Annotated in this window: 22 protein-coding genes, 1 pseudogene and 1 other annotated feature; of the genes and pseudogenes, 17 read left to right on the forward strand and 6 right to left on the reverse strand. The window is 36.5% G+C overall.

From position 1 onward, the window contains the following. The first annotated feature begins 18 nt into the window (after positions 1-18). Entirely contained in the window at positions 19-3,600 is a 3,582-nt protein-coding gene (locus tag AAIB49_RS10170; protein WP_343458008.1) for a peptidoglycan-binding protein, read from the forward strand. Between the two features lie 179 nt (positions 3,601-3,779). Beyond that, positions 3,780-4,865: a glycosyltransferase family 4 protein gene (locus AAIB49_RS10175; protein WP_343458009.1), complete on the forward strand. Its 1,086-nt coding sequence runs from the start codon at positions 3,780-3,782 to the stop codon at positions 4,863-4,865. A gap of 228 nt (positions 4,866-5,093) precedes the next feature. Here the strand turns inward: AAIB49_RS10175 and AAIB49_RS10180 are convergent, their stop codons facing one another. Then, the gene (locus AAIB49_RS10180) at positions 5,094-6,128 is read right to left on the reverse strand and encodes an LCP family protein (protein ID WP_186868393.1); all 1,035 of its coding nucleotides are present in this window, start codon (positions 6,126-6,128) and stop codon (positions 5,094-5,096) included. Between the two features lie 455 nt (positions 6,129-6,583). Here AAIB49_RS10180 and AAIB49_RS10185 point away from each other — a divergent pair, with 455 nt between their 5' ends. Next, positions 6,584-7,750 (forward strand): nucleotide sugar dehydrogenase, encoded by a 1,167-nt coding sequence (locus AAIB49_RS10185; RefSeq protein WP_211741155.1) that lies wholly within the window; start codon positions 6,584-6,586, stop codon positions 7,748-7,750. Between the two features lie 143 nt (positions 7,751-7,893). Here the strand turns inward: AAIB49_RS10185 and tagD are convergent, their stop codons facing one another. Further along, positions 7,894-8,292, reverse strand: a complete 399-nt coding sequence (gene tagD / locus AAIB49_RS10190; protein ID WP_186868395.1) for a glycerol-3-phosphate cytidylyltransferase — start codon at positions 8,290-8,292, stop codon at positions 7,894-7,896. A 230-nt stretch (positions 8,293-8,522) separates the two neighbouring features. Between tagD and AAIB49_RS10195 the strand changes: the two genes are divergently transcribed. From AAIB49_RS10195 to AAIB49_RS19995, 10 genes and pseudogenes are all read left to right on the forward strand, one after another. Continuing rightward, positions 8,523-9,455 (forward strand): LCP family glycopolymer transferase, encoded by a 933-nt coding sequence (locus AAIB49_RS10195; protein ID WP_343458010.1) that lies wholly within the window; start codon positions 8,523-8,525, stop codon positions 9,453-9,455. 201 nt (positions 9,456-9,656) lie between these two features. Next, positions 9,657-9,881 carry a DUF1659 domain-containing protein gene (locus tag AAIB49_RS10200; RefSeq protein WP_339213253.1) on the forward strand — a complete coding sequence of 75 codons (225 nt, stop codon included), beginning with the start codon at positions 9,657-9,659 and terminating at the stop codon, positions 9,879-9,881. Positions 9,882-9,929: 48 nt separating this feature from the next. After that, entirely contained in the window at positions 9,930-10,145 is a 216-nt protein-coding gene (locus AAIB49_RS10205; RefSeq protein ID WP_343458011.1) for a DUF2922 domain-containing protein, read from the forward strand. A gap of 63 nt (positions 10,146-10,208) precedes the next feature. Further along, positions 10,209-10,343 (forward strand): YvrJ family protein, encoded by a 135-nt coding sequence (locus tag AAIB49_RS10210; protein WP_343458012.1) that lies wholly within the window; start codon positions 10,209-10,211, stop codon positions 10,341-10,343. A gap of 104 nt (positions 10,344-10,447) precedes the next feature. Then, the gene (locus AAIB49_RS10215; RefSeq protein ID WP_343458013.1) at positions 10,448-11,683 is read left to right on the forward strand and encodes a serpin family protein; all 1,236 of its coding nucleotides are present in this window, start codon (positions 10,448-10,450) and stop codon (positions 11,681-11,683) included. A 79-nt stretch (positions 11,684-11,762) separates the two neighbouring features. Continuing rightward, positions 11,763-12,503, forward strand: coding sequence for a hypothetical protein (locus tag AAIB49_RS10220; RefSeq protein WP_343458014.1), 741 nt, complete (start codon positions 11,763-11,765; stop codon positions 12,501-12,503). Positions 12,504-12,986: 483 nt separating this feature from the next. Then, the gene (locus AAIB49_RS10225; RefSeq protein WP_343458015.1) at positions 12,987-13,748 is read left to right on the forward strand and encodes a tyrosine-protein phosphatase; all 762 of its coding nucleotides are present in this window, start codon (positions 12,987-12,989) and stop codon (positions 13,746-13,748) included. A 298-nt stretch (positions 13,749-14,046) separates the two neighbouring features. Then, positions 14,047-14,469 (forward strand): hypothetical protein, encoded by a 423-nt coding sequence (locus AAIB49_RS10230; RefSeq protein WP_343458016.1) that lies wholly within the window; start codon positions 14,047-14,049, stop codon positions 14,467-14,469. Positions 14,470-15,055: 586 nt separating this feature from the next. Next, complete coding sequence (galU, locus tag AAIB49_RS10235; RefSeq protein ID WP_343458017.1) at positions 15,056-15,937, forward strand: UTP--glucose-1-phosphate uridylyltransferase GalU; 882 nt, start codon at positions 15,056-15,058, stop codon at positions 15,935-15,937. A gap of 228 nt (positions 15,938-16,165) precedes the next feature. Beyond that, a pseudogene (locus AAIB49_RS19995) lies at positions 16,166-16,441 on the forward strand (ATP-binding protein); the annotation flags it as partial. Between the two features lie 63 nt (positions 16,442-16,504). Here AAIB49_RS19995 and AAIB49_RS10240 read toward each other — a convergent pair. Both AAIB49_RS10240 and AAIB49_RS10245 read right to left on the reverse strand, forming a co-directional pair. After that, complete coding sequence (locus tag AAIB49_RS10240) at positions 16,505-17,245, reverse strand: YdcF family protein (protein ID WP_343458018.1); 741 nt, start codon at positions 17,243-17,245, stop codon at positions 16,505-16,507. Positions 17,246-17,311: 66 nt separating this feature from the next. Next, a complete protein-coding gene (locus tag AAIB49_RS10245) occupies positions 17,312-18,028 on the reverse strand; it encodes a metallophosphoesterase family protein (RefSeq protein ID WP_186868414.1) in 717 nt (238 codons plus the stop codon). 170 nt (positions 18,029-18,198) lie between these two features. Between AAIB49_RS10245 and AAIB49_RS10250 the strand changes: the two genes are divergently transcribed. Together AAIB49_RS10250 and AAIB49_RS10255 are read left to right on the forward strand one after the other, a co-directional pair. Then, complete coding sequence (locus tag AAIB49_RS10250; protein WP_343458019.1) at positions 18,199-19,461, forward strand: Bcr/CflA family efflux MFS transporter; 1,263 nt, start codon at positions 18,199-18,201, stop codon at positions 19,459-19,461. Between the two features lie 190 nt (positions 19,462-19,651). Beyond that, on the forward strand, positions 19,652-20,209 hold the full coding sequence (locus AAIB49_RS10255; RefSeq protein WP_343458020.1) for a PepSY domain-containing protein: 558 nt from the start codon (positions 19,652-19,654) through the stop codon (positions 20,207-20,209). A gap of 193 nt (positions 20,210-20,402) precedes the next feature. Here AAIB49_RS10255 and AAIB49_RS10260 read toward each other — a convergent pair whose 3' ends face one another. Then, on the reverse strand, positions 20,403-20,891 hold the full coding sequence (locus tag AAIB49_RS10260; RefSeq protein ID WP_343458021.1) for a pyridoxamine 5'-phosphate oxidase family protein: 489 nt from the start codon (positions 20,889-20,891) through the stop codon (positions 20,403-20,405). Between the two features lie 765 nt (positions 20,892-21,656). Between AAIB49_RS10260 and AAIB49_RS10265 the strand changes: the two genes are divergently transcribed. Next, positions 21,657-21,917 carry a CPCC family cysteine-rich protein gene (locus AAIB49_RS10265; RefSeq protein ID WP_343458028.1) on the forward strand — a complete coding sequence of 87 codons (261 nt, stop codon included), beginning with the start codon at positions 21,657-21,659 and terminating at the stop codon, positions 21,915-21,917. A gap of 164 nt (positions 21,918-22,081) precedes the next feature. Here AAIB49_RS10265 and brnQ read toward each other — a convergent pair whose 3' ends face one another. Then, positions 22,082-23,395, reverse strand: a complete 1,314-nt coding sequence (brnQ, locus tag AAIB49_RS10270; RefSeq protein WP_343458022.1) for a branched-chain amino acid transport system II carrier protein — start codon at positions 23,393-23,395, stop codon at positions 22,082-22,084. A gap of 53 nt (positions 23,396-23,448) precedes the next feature. Then, positions 23,449-23,696: a binding site (T-box leader), on the reverse strand. 498 nt (positions 23,697-24,194) lie between these two features. Here brnQ and mbcS point away from each other — a divergent pair. Continuing rightward, positions 24,195-25,772 carry an acyl-CoA synthetase MbcS gene (gene mbcS, locus AAIB49_RS10275; protein ID WP_343458023.1) on the forward strand — a complete coding sequence of 526 codons (1,578 nt, stop codon included), beginning with the start codon at positions 24,195-24,197 and terminating at the stop codon, positions 25,770-25,772. Positions 25,773-25,862: the final 90 nt, after the last annotated feature.

Below are 25,862 nucleotides of genomic sequence, written 5' to 3' on the forward strand. Positions count from 1 at the left end.
AAGGAGGTGAAACTAAAGTTGAAAAATAGAAAATCCTTTATGCTCTTATTAAGTATGGTTTCTATAATCTGCTTTAGTCTACAACCTATTAATGCACTAGCCGTTGGTGATTCTGAAAATTCGGAGGATGAAGAGACCGTAACAAATGGTGATTCACTAGAAGAACCGGATGTTATAGAAGAATCTGATGCTAATGAAGAAGCGTTGGATGAGGTAAAGGAATCAAGTGAAGAAGAATCTGAATCACCCCAAGATACTGAAATAACGGATGAGGAAGAACCAGTGGAGCAGTCGACAGAGGAAAAGGCTGCTAACGAAGAAGAAGAGTCTAAGCAGCAAGAAGAAGTGACTGCTGAAGAGACAGAAGAACCTGAGGTATCTACACTGACAACAAATTCTGTCCAAAACGGTTATACCGTATTTAAGCCTGGAGATAGACATGAAGGCATTATTGAGTTAAAAGTGAAATTAAATGCTATCGGTTTCGATAATATTAGCGAAACAGATTTGTATGGTAGTTGGACTGAAACTCGGGTTAAACAATTCCAAGACAATTATGGTTTATCCGCTACTGGTGTAGCAGATGAAGAGACACAAGCAAAATTGGATGAAGTTTATTATAGTCCGTTTCAGCTTGGGGGAAGTTCCGAAGAAATTATTGATTTAAAGAAAAAATTAAATCTAATGGGTTTTGATGGAATTAGCTTAACTATTAATTATGGAAGCTGGACTGAGACACGAGTTAAACAGTTTCAAAGCTTTATCGGTCTAAAAGATAATGGTATAGCGGATGCTTATACTAGACAAAAGCTAGATGAGTTTTTAGAAGTTGGCTATGGTGTAGGAGATCGACATCATTCCTTAGTTAACATGAAAAGGAAACTAAATACGATCGGGTTTGATAGAATATCAGAAACCGATTTATTCGGAAGCTGGACTAAAACTAGAATAGAACAGTTTCAAGCTAATTATGGTTTGAAAGTTACAGGAAGAGCAAATGCTGAAACCTTGTCTAAACTGGATGAAATAGTAAATAATTCATTCCAGGTTGGTGATCGGGACGAAGCAATTATTGAATTAAAGAAGAAATTAAACCGTATGGGCTTTGATAGAATATCAGAAACTGATTTATACGGTAGTTGGACAAAAACACGTGTCGAGCAGTTTCAAGAGTTTATTGGATTAAAACCTAATGGTATTGCGGATGCATATACAATCCAAAAACTAGATGAATTCATGGATAAAGGGTATAAGCTAGGAGATCGTCATGATATCTTAGTCACCGTGAAAAACGGGCTAAATAAAATCGGTTTTAGTGGAATTCAAGAGACAAACTATTTTGGTAGCTGGACCGAAACACGTGTAAAACAGTTCCAAGAATATTATGGAATTGAAGTAACAGGAACCATCAATGCAGCTACTTTAGATAAACTTGATGAGGTTCTAAATAGTCCACTTCAATTAAATAAGCGCCATGATGATTTAATCCAATTAAAACATAAACTGAATTGGTTAGATTATGGATATATTACGGTTACGGATTTATATGGATCCTTCACAGAAAAAATGGTGAGAAAATTCCAGAAAGACCATGGACTACCTGTGAGTGGTATTGCTGAACCTAATACGATTGCCAAGATTGATGAAGTATTAGAAACAACATTCCAACCAGGGCAAAGACATGATGGAATTGTTGTGTTAAAGAAACATCTAAATAGTATTGGTTTTGGTAATATTTCCCTAACTGCGCTATATGGAGACTTCACTACGAAAAAAGTAAGAGAGTTTCAAGAGTATTATGGTCTAAATGTAACAGGGTCTGCTGATTTTGCTACTTTAGAAAAGATTTTAAGTATTGTAGATAGTCCTTTCCAGGAAGGGAAGCGCCATAATGACACGGTAACGTTAAAAGAGAACCTAAATCAACTTGGATTTGGTTACATTACAGTTTCAACATTATATGGCTCATTTACAGTACAACAAGTAAAAGCATTCCAAGAATATTACGGTTTAGTTGTAAATGGAATTGCAGATGATAGAACCATTGCCAAAATAAATGAACTACTAGAGAGTCCTTTCCAAGTTGGTAAACAGCACAAAGATACAGCAACTCTCAAAGCGAACCTAGACAGATTAGGCTTTGGTCCATTGGATTCAACAAGCACGTATGATGCTTCGACTGCACAAGCAGTGACAAACTTTCAGAAGCATTACGGATTAAGAGTGAATGGAATAGCGGATGAGGTTACCTTAGCAAAGGTGAATTCTATTCTTGCTAGTCCGTATCAACTAGGAAATCGGGATAATTATATCATTACCATTAAAGAGTACTTGAATTATTTGGGATATAATAATATTCAGGTCTCAGATTACTTTGGTGATTGGACAGAAACGCGATTAAAACAGTTCCAAAGAGATTATGGCTTACCTGTAAGTGGAATAGCGGATGAGATTACGTTAGCTGTACTGGAAGAGGCTGCTAGTGTTAAAGAAATATATATGAAAACACAATATAATATAACGCTTGATAAGGCATTGGAATTACAAATGGCATTAAAAAACCCAGCTCCTCAAACCGATAACTCAACTGGCTATATTAGTAGCAAGTATTTAGATGTATACAGCGGTGGTAGAATTACTGGGATAGTTGTCAATCTGCGTTTATCCCCAGAAATAAAAAATGGGAATATATTCACTAGTGTTGAAGCAGGTACTCAGTTTGTCGTGTTAGATGATAATGTTACAGGAAGCATGTATGATGGAAGTACTAGATGGATCAAGGGACAATATCAAGGTGAAGTGGTATATGTTCACAGCTCATTAGCGGCTGTTAGTGGGAAAGTAGGAATCACTAATGGTAGAGTAAATGTTAGAGCTGGTCAAAGTACTAGTACGTCCATCTATCAAACAGTAGATCCAGGTACTATATTCACTGTGAAAGAGGAAGGGAATCTTTGGCATAAAGTACAACTAAGTTATGCATGGAGAGACGCGAATCCAGAAGATACGAAATACTACTTGGATCCAACGAATTTTGCTAATGATGCAACACAGAAATACCAATTCCTAGACTTACGCCATTTTACAGGAGTTCCAGCTTCAGAACTTAATGAACTTCTTGTAGGTGCTGGGGTATTGGAAGGTAAAGGTGAAGTATTTAGAGAGGCAGCACGAATTGCGGATATTAATGAAATTTATTTAGTATCCCATGCGCTTCTTGAAACAGGAAGAGGTAAATCACCTTTATCTACAGGTGAAATTAAGCATAATGGTAAGCCGGTATATAACTTTTTCGGTATTGGTGCTTTCGATGGCTGTGCTAAGGATTGTGGTACACAAAGAGCGATTGCTGAAGAATGGTTTACTGTTGATGATGCCATAATGGGTGGTGCGCAATTTGCTGGGAACTCCTATATTTATGCTGGACAGCATACGTTATATTTAATGCGCTGGAATACACCTTCTATGGATAAGAATGGTAGAGCATCTCATCAGTATGCAACAGACATAGCCTGGGCATCGAAACAAATCTCCAATTACAAAAGGATTTATGATAAAGGAAATTATAAACTAATTTTCGATATACCAGTTTACAAGTAATCTATAAGTCTAGTTCTTCGTTACGATGGAGAACTAGACTTTTTACTTTCTCATTCCTTTACTAGAATACAATATTCTATCAAGTTTTAATTATCATGGTTACACCTCAAAATTAAGAGCTACATTTCGAATAATATGTTAGAATACTAATAGAAAAAAATTATTAGAGTTGGTGCATTATGTTTAATGTGAAGGAATTAATTATCGCTTTTTGTATAGCAACATTAACCACTTTATTCATTACTCCTCTAATCAAAAAAATAGCATATAGGTGTAATAGCATTGATAAACCAGACCAAGACAGAAAAATGCATGATAAAGAGCGTGCGAGTATGGGTGGGTTAGCTATTTTTATTGGTGCTTCAGTGGGGTTTCTATATTTGAAGCCATATGACCCGCACATGAACGCCATTATCATTGGTGCAGTGATTATGATTATTACTGGCTTGATAGATGATATTTTTAACCTGAAACCGTTACTTAAACTGACTGGTCAAATTATGGCTGCAGTTGTAGTGGTCTCCTCTGGATTAATTATAGAAAAATTGACCATTCCTTTTATTGGAACAGTTTATATAGATTATTTCGGAATCGTACTAACAATCATTTGGATTGTTGCTGCTTCTAACGCAATTAACCTGATTGATGGGTTAGATGGATTGGCTGCTGGCGTTTCAGCGATTGCGTTAATTAGTATGTTAGTTATGGGGATAATGGACGCGCGTTTAATAGTCGTGTCATTATGCATTATTTTAATTGGAAGTTGTCTAGGTTTTTTATTCCACAACTTCTATCCAGCCAAGATATTTATGGGAGACACCGGGGCATTATTTTTAGGCTATTCTATTGGAATTATATCCATGCTAGGTCTATTTAAGAATGTTGCCTTCTTTAGCTTTATTATTCCTATTATCGTAATAGCTGTCCCAGCTTTTGATACCGTTCTTGCCATAATAAGAAGAATTCTGAACAGGCAGGGCATTGCTACTGCTGACCGAGATCATATCCACTATCGTTTAATTAAAATGGGATATTCACATCGTACTACAGTACTTATTATATACGGATTTAGTGCGTTTTTTGGTAGTATGGCAATTATATTTAACAGTACAAGGCTCCTTACTTCATTAGCTATTTGCTTTTTTATTAGTTTAGGAATCCAGTTAATTTCTGAATTAGCAGGGATTACACGTGATAACCGACAGCCGCTATTAAATAGCTTACGAAAGATATCCTTATTTAGTAAGGGACCAAGGGTAAAATAAGAAAGAACAACTTAATCTTAAGCGGTAATGCCCACTGAAAGGGAGAGTTTCAAATCTTACTTTCAGTGGGATTTTTAGTTTGGTTAAATATCATGAGAAACGTAGATATTCATAATGGAATGGAAATATTTCTAAGGAGATGGAAATTAAAACTAGGGATAATAAAAAGTACCGCTCCCTAAAAGATTTACTTTTAGGGAGCGGTACCTAGATTGAGTTTATCTATACTTAAGGAGTACTATTACTATTATCTATAGATTGGTTGACTACTTCAGTATTTTCCAACTCCAAATGGTTCTTAAGCAGTGTTTTTACATCATAAAGTGATGTTTGATCTAACTGCCAGTAGTAAACCGATCCTGGTTGATAATCTGAACCTTGTACGGTCATCGATTCCATATCCAGGCCGTCTCCATTTAAGGCATAGGAAACTAAACTTGTCATTTCATCAAATGTCATATTTGTTGTCATGTTGGACCCTACTGCTTCAATCACATCTCCTAGTTTTAGAATGGAACTAGCAGACATGGATTCTTTAACTACTGCTTTGATGATTTCCATTTGGCGTTTTCCACGTTCTATATCGTTATCTAGCTTTCTAGTACGAGCTAAAGCTAGTGCCTCTTCACCGTCTAATACTTGCTCACCTGGTAATAGGTGGATAGAATTTTTCTTGTCTTCTGAATTGGATTCCCAAAATTCATATGGTACTTCAACTGTAATACCACCAATTGCATCAATTACTTCAACAAAAGCGTGGAAGTTGACCTTCACATAATAGTCGACAGGTATTTCTAATAAATTTTCTACTGTTTCAATTGATGCTTCTACCCCACCGAATGCATGGGCATGAGCGATTTTATCTTCATAACCAACCTCTGGTATATAAACATAAGAATCACGAGGGATACTTAATAATTTTACACTTTTATCTTTTTTATTCAAAGTGGCTAGAATTAATGCGTCGGATCTTGAGTTTCCTTCGTTAGCACGATGGTCACTTTCATCAACACCAATAATTAAAATCGATACATTATCCACATTAGGATCTACAACCACATCCCTAAATTTGGACTTCTCTCTTCCATCATCTTCATATGAGTCGGTAATAGCAGCGTCTGCCTTTATATATAAAGATATAGCGTAGCCAACTCCAGCAAATATAACCAGTAGTGGCACTAAGAGTATAAATACTCTTTTCCTTAACTTTCTTTTTTTCTTTCGTTGTACCATCCGAGACTGGTCGGAATCCTGTTTAACCATTTTAATTTTTCCCCTTTTTCTTAAAAGACTTGTAGATTAAAAGCTATCCTTTATTTTACTATGAATTAAGACACTCGTACATTAAAAATTTATTACATGTACATGAAAAAACTGTCATTACATTAGACGAAACTTAACTAAAGATGTTTCAAAAGACACAAACTATTCTAGCATATTTAGATCATTTCAACTACAACTTATTAATAGTAACCAATTTAGGTTAGAAACTTATTTAATGGGATTAGTATGTGAATTGTCACACAATGTAGGTTGTGTATGGATATTACAAAGAATATTGGAAAAGTAATAGGTTACCCTATATAGTAAACGCTGGGACATTTGCTTAATGGAGATGTTGTCTTCTTATGTATATGTCCACGAAAACGAATAAAATTATCCTTACTCACTATAACATAATGGTATAATTAGGAGAGGAATTTTAAGGAGTGACTACAATGAATATAACAGTAGCTGGCATTGGATATGTCGGACTATCCAACGCTATCTTATTAGCTCAGCATAATGAAGTAATTGCACTAGATATAGTGAAAGATAAAGTAGATATGATTAATAATAGAAAATCTCCGATAGAAGACAAAGAGATTGCGGAATATTTAACTTCAAGACAATTATCCTTAACTGCAACAACTGATGATACCCTAGCTTTTCAACATGCAGATTATGTAATCATTTCTACACCAACCAACTACCATCCTGATAAAAACTATTTTGACACTAGTAGTGTGGAGAATGTAATAGAGAAAGTGTTGTCGATAAATCCTAATGCTGTAATGGTAATAAAGTCTACTATTCCGGTTGGATTTACGGATAAAGTTAGAAAGCAGTTTAATACAGATAAGATTATTTTCTCACCAGAATTTTTAAGAGAAGGGAAGGCTCTGTACGATAATTTGTATCCTTCTAGAATTATAGTTGGGGAGCAATCAGATCGAGCAAAAACTTTTGCTGATTTGCTAGTACAGGGAGCTATTAAGGAAGATATTCCGGTTCTTTTTACAAATTCAACAGAGGCTGAAGCTATTAAACTTTTCGCCAATACCTATCTTGCTATGAGGGTTTCTTTCTTTAATGAGCTAGATACGTATGCAGAAATAAAGGGGCTAAATACTCGTCAAATAATTGAGGGAGTTGGATTAGATCCGCGAATTGGCGATCACTACAATAATCCTTCCTTTGGGTATGGTGGCTATTGTCTACCAAAAGATACGAAACAGCTCTTAGCTAATTATAAAGATGTACCGAATGTTATTATTAAGGCTATTGTTGAAGCAAACGACACTAGAAAAACCCATATTTCTCGTATGATTTTGGAACGAAAACCAAAAACGGTTGGAATTTTTAGGCTAACAATGAAATCTGGTTCGGATAATTATAGAGAATCGGCAATACAGGATGTGATGAAACAAATTAAAGACCATGGTGTTGATGTTGTTATTTATGAACCTACCTTAAAGGAAAGTACATTTATAAATTCAAGTGTGGTTAATGACTTTGAAGAATTTAAACAGATTAGTGATGTCATTGTTGCTAACCGTTTTTCGGAAGAATTAAGAGATGTGAAAGATAAAGTTTATACAAGAGATGTGTTTAGCAGGGACTAATAACAGAAGCTCCATTGGCACTTTCAATGGGAGCTTCTTTCTATTAGAGGACACTTTAATCGTAAACGCGTATAATTGAAATCTTTGGCTTGTTAAATATGGCCCAAAATCCAATGTCTTCTTTTTTTCGTACAGGTACTTTTTTATCGGTTATTGTCGTTACATAAATCTTGCATTATCTTTGTGGTGGAGATGCCGATGGTCCTTGGTAAATAGATAACTTCACAATACTCCCTTAAGAAATCAAACTTCCCTTCCCAGTCGTCACCCATCACGAATACATCAATCTCATGTTTAATGACATCATCAATCTTTTGTTCCCAAGTGTTCTCTTGGATGACTTCATCGACATAGCGAATTGCTTCTACGATCGCTTTTCTATTGTCGAAGCTGTGATACGCTTTTTTATTTTTTAACTGGTTAAATTCGTCTGTAGACACGGCTACGATTAGATAATCACCTAAATTCTTAGCTCGCCTGAGTAGATTAATATGTCCAGTATGAAGTAAATCAAATGTACCATATGTGATAACCTTCCTCATCCTACATGCACCTCCAGTTATTAGTATCATAATAGCATAGTTCCACCAATACTTAATAAATAATAAGAAAATGTAAATTCGATTAATTCCTCATATATTCCTCTACAAGTAATTTATCATACTAGCAAGTCTTCCAATTATTATCAATAATAAATGGTAAAACCCTCCTAAAAAATGTATAATAAAATAAATTATAAAGAAAATTCTAAATTCGAATGAGGTAGGCGAGAATGTCCAATTCCAAACAGTCTGAAAAAACAAAACTACATTGGCTAACCATTAGTATAGGAGCTGTCATCTTATGCGTCATTATAACAGTAGTTCATATAGATAACTATTATAGTAGTGTAATGGAAACCTTTCATGATTGTATGTATCAACCTCTTTCAACAATTGACCACGAGCGTTCAAAGGAAAAGCTTGCTAATAAGGAGAGACTTAACTTTCTTCTTCTAGGAGTAGAGCAACGTGCCGGAGATATAGGTAGAGCCGATTCAATCGTTGTTTTATCCTTAAATCCAAGTACAGATTCGATTAAGCTGATTAACATTCACAAGGATACACGGGTAAGTATGATGAGCGAGGATACGGAGGGTAAATTAGCACATGCGTTTGCTAATGGAGGAGTTGAAATGGTAGTGGAATCCGTGGAGAATTTACTCGATATGGAGCTAGATTACTATGTTCAATTGAACCTAACTGGTATAGCGGATTTAGTTGATTCCCTCGGTGGTATTATGATAGACAATCAGTTGGACTTTGAAGTAGATGGTGTTCACTTTGCTAGTGGTGAGCTTCATTTGAGTGGTACACAGGCAATGCGATATCTTCAGAAGCTCGCTGATAACCCTATGGATGACCTTACTCAAATAATAAGACATCGTCAAGTCCTAGATGCCATAATCGATACAAGTACGAAGGAGCTAACGATACATAAGCTAGAGGTTTTACTAGATTTTATGTTAGCGAATGTGAGAACCAATTTGCATGTTGACTTGATGAAGGATTTCATTGAGAACTACACTGATGGTCATAAAGCAGTATCGAGCTATATGCTTCAAGGGAGCATAGAAGAAATGGATGGTGTCTATTATCTCCTTATTCCGGATGAAGAAGTGGAAAAGGTTCATCACATGCTCGGTGATTCAGCGGGAGAGCTTTAAGACACGTAAATCAGACGTAGTGTTCTGCTACCTGTGGCAAGGAATTTTATTCAACTGCTTTTATATAATCGAAAATTCCTTTAGGAAAGTGATATTAAATTTGCATGATATCGAACAGCATAGCGCATAAATTTTTTTTGAATTCTTTGCCCCCTTTTCCTCCTTTCTCACGATTATAGTAGTGAAAGGAGGTGCTTGAGCATGGCAGTGGCAGATTTAATGAATTCTCAGCTGCGTCTGGTGTTTCATGATGGGAATGACCCAGTTAATGGGAGTCCTATTTATAAAGCAAAGAGCTTTAACAATGTGAAAACAGACGCAACACCAGATCAGCTTTATGCAATTGCAAATGCGTTTGCTGGATTGCAGGAGCGTCCATTATTTAACATCGAGCGTAAGGATAGTTCTGATATTCGTCAAGGTTAAGGGACTATTGCGAAGCGGCTTGGAATATAGGAGAAAGGAGGAGCTTACGTGAAGGTACTAGAATTAAAGTTCGAAAATACGGACGGTAAAATTGTAACCTATTCATTGGAGCAACCAATCGAGCCAGTTGATCCTGTTAGCGTTTCAGAAGCGATGGATGAAATCATTGCCCAAAACGCATTCACATCAAGTGGCGGGGATTTAGTAGCGAAGCATAGTGCACGTATCGTTGACCGCACAGTGGAAGAAATTGAATTAGTCTAACGATGAGGGAGGTTACCTTAAGCGCAAGGTAGCCTCTTTTTTACTTGTATGGAGGTGAGCAAGGTGGAAAATTGGATATCACTCATCACAGAACTAGGCTTTCCAGTAGCGGTAACGTTTTATTTACTGCATCGTATCGAAGGGAAGCTGAACCTATTGATTGAGTCGATTCATGCACTGCCAGAGAAGATGAAGTAAGGTTAGGAAGGGGGACAGGCTTGTTAACCATCTTGTCCCCAGTCTTAACTAATTGAAACATTTGCTTAAATTGTATCGTCTTATTCGTTACGGAGGTGGTCTTGGTGAAAAAGCAATGTATATTATGGATTTGCTATGGCGGAATATTATTATTACTAATTGGCTGTGGACAAGAAAGGAATAGTTCGATCATTAACGAGGATGTAGAGTTTGGTCGTAAAGATTATCAGAAGGTTGTTTTACATAACAATCAATTAGGATTCGACTTACTAGCTTCTGAAGAATTAAAGCAAGATGGAAATCTATTCCTCTCGCCGATAAGTTTATTCATGGCGTTGTCGATGGTCCAAAACGGTGCAGATGGCAATACCTTAGATGAAATGAATGCTGTCTTACATCGTAACGGAATGGACTCACTGGAGCTGAGTAAGGCCAATGCTTCATGGATGGACATTCTTCATCGAGATTCAGACCATATTCAACTACATGTAGCGAATTCCATCTGGTTAAATAATCGATTTTCCTTCCAAGAGGATTTTGCTCAATTAAATCGGGATTATTTCAATGCACACATAGAGGAATTCGATATTTCTACTGATGATACAGTAAACGAAATGAATGATTGGATCAAGCGTTCCACCAATCAGAAGATTGATGAGGTCATAACATCACCACTCGATTCTGATACGGTGGCTATTCTTCTAAATGCGATTTATTTCAAAGGTGAATGGAAGTATGAATTTAATAAGAAAAGAACAGAAGTGAGCTCTTTTTATCTTGATGATGAAACATCCAAAGAAATACCGCTCATGATGCTTGAGGAAGAATTAGCATACCTAGCTACTGATGATTTTCAAGCTGTATCGCTACCATATGGAAATGAAGAAATGAGCATGAAAGTATTCTTGCCAAAAGAAGAAAAGGACTTAAAGGGATTTTTGGAAATGCTGACTTATGATAATTGGAAGAAATGGACAGGAGATTTCAAGGAAAAAGAAGGAACAGTTTACCTACCTTCATTTGAATTGGAATATGAACTAGTCTTGAATGATATATTAAAAGAACTTGGGATGGAGTCTGCCTTTGATTATAACGCTGATTTCACACGGATGATTGAAGAGAAGGATCCTATTTGGATTAGTGAAGTGAAACAAAAGACATTCCTGGAAGTGAATGAAGAAGGTACCGAGGCAGCTGCCTCTACCTCTGTTGGAGTGGTCACAGAATCGGCTACTTTGGATGGACCATTCTACATGAGGGTTGACCGGCCCTTTTTCCTAGCCATTGTAGATGATGAAACAGAAACAATATTATTTATGGGAGCGATTCGAAATCCATAATGGATAGTGTCATATCCCCTCCTTGTAATAGCGATCCTAATACTAGTACATACTAGTAATCACGAAGGAGGGATTGATTATGGCGGATGAAAAAACGAAAGCACCATTTTACAAGAAGTGGTGGTTTTGGTTACTTGTTATCATCATCCTGTTATTTGTCCTTTTTGGTACAGGGAATGAAGAGGATTCCTTAGAATCCCGGGAAAACGGGAATGAACAAACAGATACAACAGACGAAGTTGGAGAAAACCCAAATACAAATGATGATGTAACAGAAGGGGAAAATTCTAACAAGGAGCAAGCTACTAGGGACAATTCAAATGCAGAAGAGACAACGCTTCATGCTGGAAAGTTTATGGTAGGGGAAGATATTCCAGTTGGTCGTTATGTCATTAACGGTGATGGTACGGGTAATTTGTTTGTATATGATGAGAATGGCTTACCTACTGTAAATGAAATCCTTGATCATTCAGGCGAGATGGGCGTAACCAGTATTACGACGAATTTGGAAGCTGGACATGAGATCGAAATCTCTGGCCTTGATAATGTAACATTTACCCCGGCAGAAACGTCCTTATCTAACACACTCTCCACAGGAACTTGGCAAGTGGGACTGGATATTGAACCTGGTCGGTATAATGTCACGGCCCCAAGTGGTATGGGGAACTTTGTAATCTATAACGCTATGGATCTGCCCGCAACAAATGAAATTCTCGATGCTTCTGGTGAACTAGGTGTCACGCAGATAACAGTGAATTTAGAAGAAGGCCAAGTGATTCAGATTAGTGGATTGAATGAAGTGAATTTTGAACTGAAATAATAATGTGGCTGCTGACTTGGAGTTGGCAGCCTTCTTATTTCTATACGGGTTACTGTTAATGAGTTATAGTTAAACATATAATATCTATACCAAAGTAATTAAAGTGACTATTTAATACAATATAACAACTACTAATTAATAGTAACAACTTAACCAATAAATCCCCCAAGCATCTCATCAAGCTAGTTTTCTTTACAGAATATCCGTATCCAGCATTTTTACAATTAAACAGAGTTCTATGATTAAGGTGATTTTTAGTGAATTACCAAGTTCATTTTGTTTTATTACAGTAATAGCAAATAATACAACTTCTGTATCCCTTATTGCTATTGGCTGCTATGCTCTGATATTCTTATAGGTGTAATATTATTGAAGTGAATATTTACTTGAAGGGGTTAAGATTAAGTTTTATAACATAATCCTATCAAACTAAAGTATCGTTAATATAATGAGATACTTACAGAAATAGGAAGTGAGATAACCATGATTGATATTCATAGTCATATTTTACCGGGAATTGATGACGGTGCAAAAACAACCATCGAAAGCATAGGGATGGCTCAGGAAGCTGTAAAACAAGGAATTCACACGATTATTGCTACACCACATCATCAAAATGGCCAATTTATCAATCGGAGACAAGACATCGAGAACTATGTAAAGCGGCTTAATAATACTTTAGAGAAACATAATATTCCGTTAAAGGTTTTAGTAGGACAAGAAACACGTATAAACAGTGATATGGTCCAGGAGTTAGAATCAGATATCATTGCCACCATTAATAACACAAACTATGTGTTTGTTGAATTTCCTTCTTCAGATGTACCTCGCTATGCAGAGCAAATCCTATTTGATATTCAAGTTGCAGGATACTTACCAATTATTGTCCACCCAGAACGAAATCGGCAATTAAAAGAGAATCCTTCTATTTTATTTAACCTTGTAAAAAAAGGGGTCCTTACTCAAGTTACGGCAGCGAGTTTAGTCGGGAATTTTGGGAAGAAAATTCAAAAATTCTCCTATCAATTAATTAATCATAATTTAACGCACTTTATTGCGTCTGATGCTCATAATATTACAACAAGAGGTTTTGTGATGCAGGAAGCATATCAAGCTTTAAGACATAAATTTGGCAACGAGTTCTACTATATGTTCTTGGAAAATGCACAGCTCCTAATTGACGGTCAATATGTTTATTGTAATGAACCAGACCGGATCCAGAAAAAATTTTTCGGAATATTTTAGAATGGTTATGTTAATCTTGTAAAATCAATTTTCAGTTAGCGAAATGAGGAACAGTATTTTAGTTGGGTGTAATAAAGCAAAAACTAGTTCGATAATTGAAGAAAACAATGGAGAAGGAACAAAAAAGGGAAATTGAAATAATTAGCGGAAAGACTACTCATTCTCTGAAGGCACACAAAAAATAAATAAAGGTGATTGATATACTTTTTTTATCTATGGTAGTATCAGAGCAGCACTATAGAGTATTATCTTTCCTCTAAAACTGTAGTATATTTATATTGGAAAGGGGATAGAAAATATGAGATTTATAAAAAATATACTGATAACTATAATTATACTCGCAGGAATTGGTTATGGCGTATATTATTTTGGTACAAAGGTTGCATCTGAAAAACTAATAGAAATTGTTTCTAATGAATTGGTAAATAGCGGTGAAGTAGAGAATATCAAAAAGGCAATAGATAATGATCCAGAGTTAAAAGCATTTATAAATGATGCAAATTCCATAGATGAAAGCAAACTACCTTTTACAACCAAAGAGGAAGCTACCCGAGTTGTAGTGAAAAAGCTAGGATTGTCCGAACTTAAAGACATACAATCCCAAGTAAAACAAGGGAAAATCTCAAGAAATGAACTCATGCAAAAGGTTGAAAAAAATTTTACAGAAGAGGAAATACAAGCGTTAAAAGTAATAGCGTACAAAGAATTATATGGTAAATAGGAAGTATAAGGAATTAACTATCTTTCCAGCTAACTAACGCTGTTATCTGTAGCATTTTTTCTAAACAGGAGCTACTGAATGATGACCCGGTAGCACTACTGGAAAAAATCTGAACGATCATTTTATCTGCCAGAGAACATAGCCTATGGGTTTTTTGACAAATAAGTTCAGATGAAAATATATCGAATATGATCAGTTCTTAAAGCATGCGCAGATAGAATCCAATTTTACATTGAAGCAAATGCAGGTTGCTTCGCTTATGCAATATGGACATTCGAATTAAGAGATGACGAGCCTACTCGGGTGTCTACAGGTGCATGTTAGTCGAAACTTTGCACGAATCATAGAAAAGTAGCAGCTTAATAGATTGAAAGCTAGGTTAAACATTACGTTATCACTATCTTTTATTTGGTTAAGTGGATTGTAGGACATGTTATATTTGTTTTATTGTGAAATGTTTGTACAAACATAATTGTTATCCAGAGGTCAATTAATACGTTGTTAGTAAATAAAAGACTAAATGGTGATTGGGCTAAAAATGTACATTTAGTTGTATATAAATAAAGAAGGTAATGGGGGATAGAAAATGAAAACAATAAAAAAAGCTATAATACCTGCTGCAGGTCTAGGGACTAGATTTTTACCAGTTACAAAAGCGATGCCAAAAGAAATGCTACCGATAGTTGATAAGCCAACTATTCAATATATAGTTGAAGAAGCAATTGAGTCGGGGATAGAGGATATAATTATTGTAACTGGTAAAGGGAAACGTGCTATAGAAGATCATTTTGATAATAATTTCGAACTGGAAGATAACCTTATGAACAAGGGGAAATTTGGATTACTAAAAAAGGTAAAACAGCCTTCTGAAGTCGATATCCATTATATTCGTCAAAAAGAACCAAAAGGGCTTGGACATGCTGTATGGTGTGCAAGAAAGTTTATTGGGAATGAACCCTTTGCTGTGTTATTAGGCGATGATATAGTCCAAGCTGAGACGCCTGCATTAAGACAATTGATCCAGCAATTTGAAACAATAGAATCGTCTATCGTCGGAGTGCAACAGGTTCCAGATAATGAAACTCACCGTTATGGTATTGTCGATCCTAATACGATTGAGGGGCGTCGTTATCAGGTGAATAATTTTGTAGAAAAACCAGCTCCAGGAAAGGCACCTTCTAATCTAGCAATTATGGGCCGATATGTTTTTACTCCTGAAATCTTCGATTATCTTGATAAACAACAAATAGGGGCAGGTGGAGAAATTCAGTTAACAGATGCGATTCAGATGTTGAATGAAGTACAGAGAGTTTATGCTTATGATTTTGATGGTAAGCGATATGATGTTGGGGAGAAGCTTGGCTTTTTGACTACTAATATTGAGTTTGGGTTACAGGATGAAAATATTCGGGAGGAATTAATCACTTATCTAGTTGAAAAAATTAGTAACCTTACTGTCAAAGGATAAGAAAGAATTCTAATACGGAGGTAAGGGTGTAATCCTAAAATCATTACAATATTCTATCAAGCTATACATTTCTTTAGTACCTCACCAATAATTAATAGCTTCGAGGAATTGGCAGAAACATATGAAGTCAGATTTCTTCGGGTTTCGCCTCTAGTAGAATAAATAGAGCATTTGTTAAGAAAAATAAACTAGAAATTTTAGATAGAAATTTGAGAAAGTTGATTTAATATCTTAGACGAAATAGGTCACTTGCTTTTAGTAAGGAGGAATCTGAATTACTATTTCATTTATTCGTAGATTGGTATGAGCATTATTACTTCTTACTTAGAGTTTAGACAATGAAATCGTATCTTTACTGACTCGAGACTAACTGCAACGTTGGTGGATAGGTTGATCCACCACGCACTAGTGAAGAGATGTTTGACCCCATTTCTTTGTTACTGCAAACCAGACCACCACTTCACTAGTTATTCTCTAGTGAAGTGGTATTTTCAAAAATCCTAGTTCACAAGATCCTCAGCCCCCAAAACCACGAGGCGGGACAAGAAACCTGTCTCCGCGTCCCATCTATTTCTGAAACAAAAATGAATTAATAATAGCAAAGTATTCCCGAATATGCGTTTGAACAAGAATGTGTTTTGGTGTTTTGGATGGTGCTGCATATACGGTAAAACCAACTCGGCTACCAATCATTTTGGCCCGAAACATATGAAAATCATTCGTGACAACAATGATTTCTGGATTTAATTCAGAGGGCACGAGTAGTTCCTTCGAAAAAAGAAAGTTTTCATGTGTGCTCGTTGACTTATCTTCTACTAAAACATCCGTTGGTTCTACCCCAAGAGAAACTAAGTACCTTTTCATTGCTTCACCTTCGGAAATTTGCTCATTGTAATCCACTCCTCCAGAGGTCACAATAGTGGTTGGATTCTGCTGATAGAGTTCATACGCTTTATTTAATCTCCTTTTTAATGTTGGAGATGGTTCTCCGTTAATCAAACCAGCACCAAGTACTAAGATTGGAGCATCGGAACTGGGAGGTGGATCTTCTTGTGCCTGATACATTAGAATTTCGAGAAACACAATCATAACTACAGATAGCACGATAAGTACTGTGAGCATGTTTCGTAGCCACTTTTTCTTTCTTATAAAAGAAAAAAATCTTTGATGAAATATAGCTAATAATAGAAAGATAATTCCCATCACCGTAATAACGATAATACCAAAATCAATATTCCCACTTACATAATAAAGGGAAAAAACATAAAGAAAACAACTAATTGCCAATAGGCCGAAAAGAATAGACATAGGATACAACCTTTCGTAGTTTACTAGAATATATGTTAAAGAATATGTAGATCAGGCTAATAGTCCCTATTTATCTCTAAATTGGTCATGCATAATCTCTTTATAGTATTCCGCATAACCAACCATTCCCAGTTCCTTTGCTTCCCTAAGCTCTGTCTCTCTGTCATAAGGGACACGTACAAAGTTAATCGAATTCGCCCCATACGAACCATCAACGATGACATAGGTAGCGTCCACCACATCTAAACCGACACTTCCAACATTGCAGAGGATTCCAATATCGTAGGTTCTAAGCCAGGTCAGGTGAATATCACCATAAAACACCATATCAGGCTTACGAGTGGAGTGAAGGGATTCGGTTTCTTCACTATTCTCAAAAAGGGATAAACACTTTTCAGTTGGATGATACTCCGGGGCAATTCGTTCAAAAACGCTCCTCGGTGATGCATGGAAACAACGTGCTAGTTTGCCGTTCAATTCAAATTCAATGTAGAAAGGCAAGGAAGCAAGATACTTATAATCCACTTCTGTTAAGCGATTCTGAATCCAATTAATCGATTCATGATCAATCTCATCCCGAATAAATACATCCCAATTACCATAAATAACTTGATCGCAATGCTGTTGAACAAGTTCAATACATTCCGAACCACGTGGCCCCTTTCCAACCAAATCCCCTAAGCAAAATATCTGATCAACACCACGCTTTTCAATATCTGCAAGAACCGCCTTTAGAGCCGTTAAATTACCATGAATATCTGAAATGATAGCAATCTTTGACAAACTAGCTTCCCCCTTTGATAGCTTTGATTTTAGTTTATACTAATTTTTGGAAAAATTGAAGAAGGGACAGAGGTTTAGGTTTCTCGTCCAGTAGGACAACTAACCTATCCCTATGTCCCACCGTTTACTTCGCCCACCCGAATCAATTATAATGTATTAATTAGGAGGGGATGGTTATTCAACACGAGAAACATTATGAGGTTATGAAGAATCCAACAGGTAAGCAGCGGTTAGGGTTGGCCTTTTTGCTTGGTCTGTTATGTATGTTAGGGCCATTTAACATAGATATGTACTTACCGAGCTTTCCAGACATTGCCCAAGATCTGAATGTCCAACAATCACTTGTGCAGTTAAGTTTAACTGCATGTTTAATCGGCCTTGCTGTGGGGCAACTTATTGTCGGACCAATTAGTGATGCAAAAGGAAGAAGAAAACCGATATTATTATTTATTAGTTTATTTGCTTTAGCTTCTATTCTTTGTGCACTTGCACCGAATATTATAGTTTTAGTGATTGGTAGATTTCTACAAGGATTTACTGCATCAGCTGGTATTGTTTTGTCTCGGGCTGTTGTACGTGATGTCTTTACTGGTAAAGAACTTACGAAGTTTTTCGCATTATTAATGGTTATAAATGCAACAGCACCAATGGTTGCGCCAATTAGTGGTGGTGCATTATTACTTTTACCATTTACTTCATGGCATACGGTCTTTATCTTTTTAAGCTTACTGGGTGTTGCAATAGTTATTACCGTAGCTTTTAAACTAAAAGAAACGTTGCCAGAAGAAAGACGACAACCTAGTTCGATTGGAAATTCGCTAAGAACGATGGGGAGTTTGTTTCTTGACCGTTCGTTTATTGGTTATGCTATTGTTGTCGGCTTTGTTCAAGGGGGAAGTTTTGCTTACGTTGCTGGAACACCATTCGTATACCAAGGGATTTATCATGTTTCACCACAAGTATTTAGTATTTTGTTTGGAATAAATGGGTTAGCTATTATATCAGGAAGTTTTTTAGTTGGACGTTTGAGTGATATTTTTGAAGAAAGAAGCTTACTTCGTACAGCAGTATTAGTCTCCGTTAGTGCGAATGCAGTCTTACTTTCGATGGCTATTCTAAAAGGACCGCTATTTATGATTGTTATACCGATATTTATTCACATGATAACGATTGGAATTATTTTAACGAGCACATTTACATTAGCAATGAAAAATCAAGGTCATCGTGCAGGAAGTGCCAGTGCTTTATTAGGCATGTTTCCTCTAGTAATTGGGGCAATCGTAGCTCCCATTGTTGGAATTGATGAAACAGCAGCAATTCCAATGGCAGCTATTCTATTTAGTTGTTCCTTCATAGGGTCCATCGCATTTTTTGCATTAACTAGAAAGTTGGACAGCCATACAGAAAGTGCTGAATTAGTTGCAGAGGGTTAAAGTATTGAAGTGAAGCATAGGGGAGGTCCCTGTGCTTCACTATTTTTATTAGGGGGACAGTCCCTCCCTGCTTAACGCGGTAAATCGTTGAGGGGATTGTCACCTCTCATCAACTTCTAATCTTCTTCTCGTTTTTCTCTAATTATGATGGTCTAAAGTTAAGATATCGAATATGAAGGAGGAAATTAAAATGAATAAGAAATTAGTTACAGGTGTGTTGATTATCGGTTTATTATTAAGTGGTACGACAATTGCAGCAGCAAACTTGAATGATAATGCAACAACAACGAAGAAAGATGATACGGTGAAAACAGAAGTAGTGAAGGAGAAGGAAGGGATAATTTCCCTAGAAGAAGCGATAGAAATTGCATTAGCTGAACATCATGGATATGTGGAAAGTATTGAGTTAGAGAGAAAACGTGGTAAAGTTTATTACGAGGTGGACTTCGAAAACCCCGATGTGGATGTATATATTGATGCTTCTACCGGTGAAGTATTACGAGTGAATTGGGATGACGATGATGATCGTTATGACGAAAACCATAAGCCAAACATGGAGAACATTATATCAATAGAAGAGGCGAAAGAAATTGCTGTTGCTGAAGTTGGTGGAAAGGTTATTGAAATCGATCTAGATAAAGATGATGGTCGATATGAGTATGAATTGGAATTAAGAACAGATCGTGGCGAAGCAGAAATTACGATTGATGCGGAGTCTGGAGAAATTGTAGAACTGGAATTAGACTAACGTACCCATGGTTCCGCCAGAAGAGTTTGGCGGAACCTTTCTACTGCATTTGTTTATGAAATTAGTAGGGTTTTATAATTGTAGGGTTACTAATAAAAGTCATGAAATAGCGTTCTTATAGCAATAATAGATAAACAACCGCCAACCAAGTGAAAAATGGATTCCCTGAGAACCGGACTATCCACTTTTGTGGTTAATCATTCAATTCCAACGTCTCATTGATATCTGTTGATTTAGAATCTTGCCCGGTCAAGCGTTTATAGTAATAGGCAATCTTCTTTATAAGATTGCCGCTTTCCCAATATTCTGCTGCTTCCACATTGACTTTTAACAGGATAACGTTAGGATCATCATACGAAGTTTGCATGATTTTCTCGTGTACTTTGCTCCAATATTCTTTTTTCTTATCTGTATCTTCCACGATTTCCGCCTTTCCACGGACGGAAACATAAGATTTACCTACATATGCTACATTAACATCTTGGTTATGTAATATTTCCTCATATTTATCTGTCGCTTTTTTAGTGAAAAACCATAAGTCACCGTCAAATTCTACTTCTTGTGTTTTCATGGGACGAGAAACAAGCCCTTCTTCCGTAGCCGTAGTCAACATGGCCGTGTCTACATCTCTAATTAACTCTCTTAAAGTTTCAATTTCTTCTTTCTTCATCTTGTTAGACATTTTTACCACCTCTTTCATGGTTATATACTAACCTGGATACCAACTTTTATTCAGGTATTGCGGATTACTAAACATACGCTTAGATCTTGAAAATGTTTGATCTTTTCCTGTTATACTTCTAATTTTATTTTGTGAATATTATGTTATTATGGAGGTGATAAAAATTATGGGTTCATTTTTAGTCTTTGTTCTGATTATTTTAACCGTTGTGATTGATTTTTATTGGTTGGATATAGATCGTAAAAGATGGGGTTGGATGAATAATTGGTCTAACAGGAATAAAACATTATTTTTAATCGGTTTTATTGTAGTTTCCAGTTTGATCTATTTCGGCTTGAGTACTGAGTACCTTAGGAGGGGATAGATGTACCTTGGACCCGGGAGGTGATGGGGGAAAGGACCGTTAGACCTGTCCCTATGGTCCATCTTTGAGATAGAAGTTATGAAGCTAACGAAGCAATTTAGTGAAAAAGCAATTAGTAGAAATATTTTAATAGTTGCACCCCAACAAAGTTTGGCGAATTTCTTGGTTCCTCCTAATAGTAATATTTTTATATTTTTGGGAAACAGGTCTTCGTTCAAAAATTGGAAATGGATTGTATAATAATCGAGGGCGATTGTTGGAGTGTTGAGCAACTTATATGGTTCACGTGGTCCACGAAAATATCAAGTAGAAATGAGGAATGAACCATGAAGATATTAGCACTATGTAGAAGCTCTCGAACGAAGAACTTTATAGATAGATCAACTTACAGAGGTGAAGTCGTGAAATATACTTGCCCTTGCTGTGGTTATAAAACATTGGATGAAAAACCACCAAATACTTACGACATTTGTGAGATTTGTTTTTGGGAAGATGATGGCTACCAATATAAATATCCTGATGAAACAGGCGCCAATTATGTTTCCTTTAGGGAAGCACAACAAAACTTTATTAAATTTGGAGCTAAAGGTAAAAGAAGTCTAAATTTTGTAAGACCTCCAAAGAAATCAGATAGGAAAGACGCTAATTGGAAACCGTTATAGTGTATAATGTTTTTCTTGTTCAACTATTCCTTATATTAGTGGGACTTTTTTATAAAAGAGTAACAAGATAAGTATGTAGGATTATTTTGGGAGAGTGAATACATATGGGGGAGAATTGGATGGGACAAGGAACCTAGGCCCCTGTCCCATCTCTCTTCCTTTTGCTACTCTAGTACAGGCGCTCTTTTAAAGCTTAGCTTAGCGATTATCACACCAAGTAATGCCCCAACGACTGCTGGAACAACCCATTCAAGGTCAACATCTGCTAATGGTAAGGAGGTGCGAATCTTCTCAATCAGTCCTAACTTCATTCCAAAAGCATTTAACCCACTGATGACAGCAAACACACCTGTAAAGGAAAGGGCACTTACATAGACGATTCTTGAGCCTTTAAACTGACGATGGAAAAATGTTAGTACAATTAACACAATCGTTAATGGATAAGCAATTACTAAGAAAGGTACGGAGACCTTTAATATTTGGCTCAGTCCCATATTGGTCAGTGTAAAGCCAATTAAAGTCGTAACGAGAACAACGGTTTTATAATTTGCTTTTGGAATTAGCTTGGAAAAATATTGACCACAAGCTGATGTTAGGCCAACCACGGTCGTAAAGCAGGCAAGTGTAAATATTAAACCTATTAGTACCGTTCCACTCTGTCCAAATAAACTGGAAGAAACGGCAGATAGAATTTGAGTACCATCTGCAAATTCACCCGCAACCGCCATTTTACTACCAATAATCCCAAGAGAAACATAGACTACAGTGAGTAGTGTACCTGCAATAAGTGCTGCTTTTAGCATGTAGCCTTTTAATTGCTTATCATCAGAAACACCCCGCTGACGAATAGCTGTCAAAAACACAATTCCAAAGGCAAGTGTAGCTAAGGCATCCATCGTATTATATCCTTCTAAAAATCCTTTAAAAAACGCTCCTGACTCATATCCACCAGTTGGTGTTTGGAAGCTTCCATTCAGCTGCATGAACCCAGTGACACATAGGATAACAATTGCCACTAGTAAAATTGGCGTGATAAAGCGCCCTAGATACCTTTCTAGATTCGTAGGATTTAAACTAATGAGATAAACGAGTATAAAGAATACAACGGAGAATACTAGTAAAGCGACCGTTGCATTCGTTCCATCCATAAAAGGCATGACTCCCATTTCAAAAGCGACATTCGCATTTCTTGGAATGGCTAGAAATGGTCCGATAGATAAATAGACGATTACCATAAATACAGTACTAAATACCGGGTGAACTCGGTTTCCAATTGCTTGAATTCCTCCCTTAACCCGGGCAATTGCAAATAAAACTACTAATGGCAATCCTACAGCAGTAAGAACAAACCCAGCCATCGCTAGCCAAAATGTAGTACCAGATTGATCCCCTAAAAATGGTGGGAAAATTAGATTTCCAGCTCCAAAGAACATAGAAAATAACATAAGACCGATAAAAAATGAATCAAATTTACGCATGGTTTTTCTCTCCTTTAAGTTGTTTTTGAATATAAAAAAACCCGTCCCTTAATATAAGGGACGAGTTTATACTCGCGTTACCACCCTAATTCCGCAGAAAATAAAAAAACTGCAGCACTCAAGTCAACGTACTATCATACGCGTTCCATTATAACGGAGGACAACCCGTCAAAGCTTACTAGACTTTCAGCTTTGCATCTCAGAGATGATTTTCGGATAGGGGCTGAACACCGACTCTCACCAAATGCCGGCTCTCTTTGGATCAGGATTCCTAACTTACTGCTCTCGTCATCGATTTATGTATTAAAAGTAACTTATCAGATAATAATAGACTTGTCAATAATTTTAGAAAAACAAATACGGGGATAGCGCTACAACTTGAGGTGGGACAAGGAAGCTGTCCCACCTCATTTAACTTTCCGTGTTTCGTGCGTTGGATTTTCCTTTATTTCGTCTTTGCTCATCTGGTCTTTTGGCTTTATTATGTTTTTCCTTCGGTGCGTGTGAGTCCTTAACCATATTTATCCCTCCGTTTTCACCATAATGTCATGAAGGTTCTATAGGTTTATTGTTATCGAATTGTGTGAAAATATGCAGTAGAATGTTGTTGTGTTTTCGAATTATTTTTTTAGCGTACAGGCAGAGCTTAGTACCTTTACGGTGGTTCTCATGCTTTACTTAAAGCACGTTGATGCCTATCGATGATCTAATCACAAAAGTTGCATTGCTTACTTAACGACATAGAATCTGATATAATGATTGGATATTAGCATCTAGTACTAAAAATGAGGTGATGTTGTTGAATAGAGAAGATTTAATTGCACCGGAAAATTATAATATCGTGATGGAATTTGAAAAATATGCTACTGAACCTAACCGTGTTGCCGTAATTTTGGAAGACGAGCAGGGGGACCAACGAAAAATAACCTATCAAAACTTAATTAAAAATGCGAATAAGATCGGAAATATATTTAAGGAACAAGGTCTTAAAAAGGGAGATAGATTACTAGTTATGCTGCCCCGTCTCATTGAAACATATGAAGTATATATTGCAGCATTAAAAACTGGCATTATCATTATCCCTAGTTCAGAGATGTTGCGAACAAAAGATTTGCAGTATCGAATTTCGCATGGAGAAGTAAGCGGAGTCGTATGCCATTCAGATTATACGGACGAATTTAGGGCGATTGACCAGTATGAGGAGCTTACGAAATTTACTATAGGTAATTCTATTGATGGATGGAATCATATAGATAGTCTAAAGACTTCTGTATCCGATCAATTGGATATCGTTCCAACATCCAGAGATGATCTTGCATTTTTACCATATACATCAGGTACAACGAGTAATCCAAAGGCGGTTATGCATACCCATGCTTGGGGCTATGCCCATATGAGTTCTGCACCAGTACATTGGCTTGGAATCCATGATGGTGATACCGTTTGGGCGACGGCAGCTCCAGGCTGGCAAAAATGGGTATGGAGTCCATTTTTATCTGTATTAGGAACGGGTGCCACCGGGTTTGTATATAGCGGAAAATTTGAACCAAAGAAATATCTATCATTAATAGAGACTAATAAAATCAATGTATTTTGTTGTACACCAACTGAATATCGTCTCATGGCGAAACTAGATAATCTACAGGACCATGATTTATCAGCAGTCCACAGTGCTGTTTCCGCTGGAGAACCTTTAAATCGTGAAGTTATCGACCAATTTGAAAAGCATTTTAATATTACGGTTAGAGATGGCTATGGTCAAACGGAAAATACATTATTATTAGGATTTTTAAAAGGTATGAAAGTAAAAGCGGGCTCAATGGGGAAACCAACTCCAGGAAATAATGTACAATTAATTGACGAGGACGGAAATCCTGTCAAAGTTGGAGAAGTTGGCGACATAGCAATTCCACTAGATACCCCAGCACTATTTAAAGGGTATTACAAGGATGAGGACCGTACGAGGAAAACCCGTCGTGGTAACTTCTATATTACAGGTGACCAAGCTTCATTAGATGAGGAAGGATATTTCTGGTTTGAAGGTAGAAATGACGATATTATCATTAGCTCAGGCTATACAATCGGTCCCTTTGAAGTAGAAGATGCTTTGGTCAAACATTCAGCGGTAAAAGAATGTGCTGTCATCGCTAGTCCAGATGAAATTCGTGGAAATATCGTGAAGGCATACGTTGTTCTACAAAGTAACGTGGTAAATAAAGGGGAGAAGTTAGTGAAAGAATTGCAGGATCATGTGAAACAATTAACTGCTCCATATAAATATCCAAGGGAAATTGAATTTATTGATGAACTACCGAAGACATCATCAGGTAAAATCCGCCGTGTTGAGTTAAGACAGCGTGAAAAAAATCAAGCATAAGAATAAACTTCCATCTATTGAGGTACTATCCTTTAAAGATGGAAGTTTTTTAATAGAATGAGGGAGGGAAACGGAATAAGATAACAGAGT

The organism is Ornithinibacillus proteolyticus, assembly GCF_039581225.1.
In the GTDB taxonomy this organism is placed as follows: domain Bacteria; phylum Bacillota; class Bacilli; order Bacillales; family Amphibacillaceae; genus Ornithinibacillus; species Ornithinibacillus massiliensis.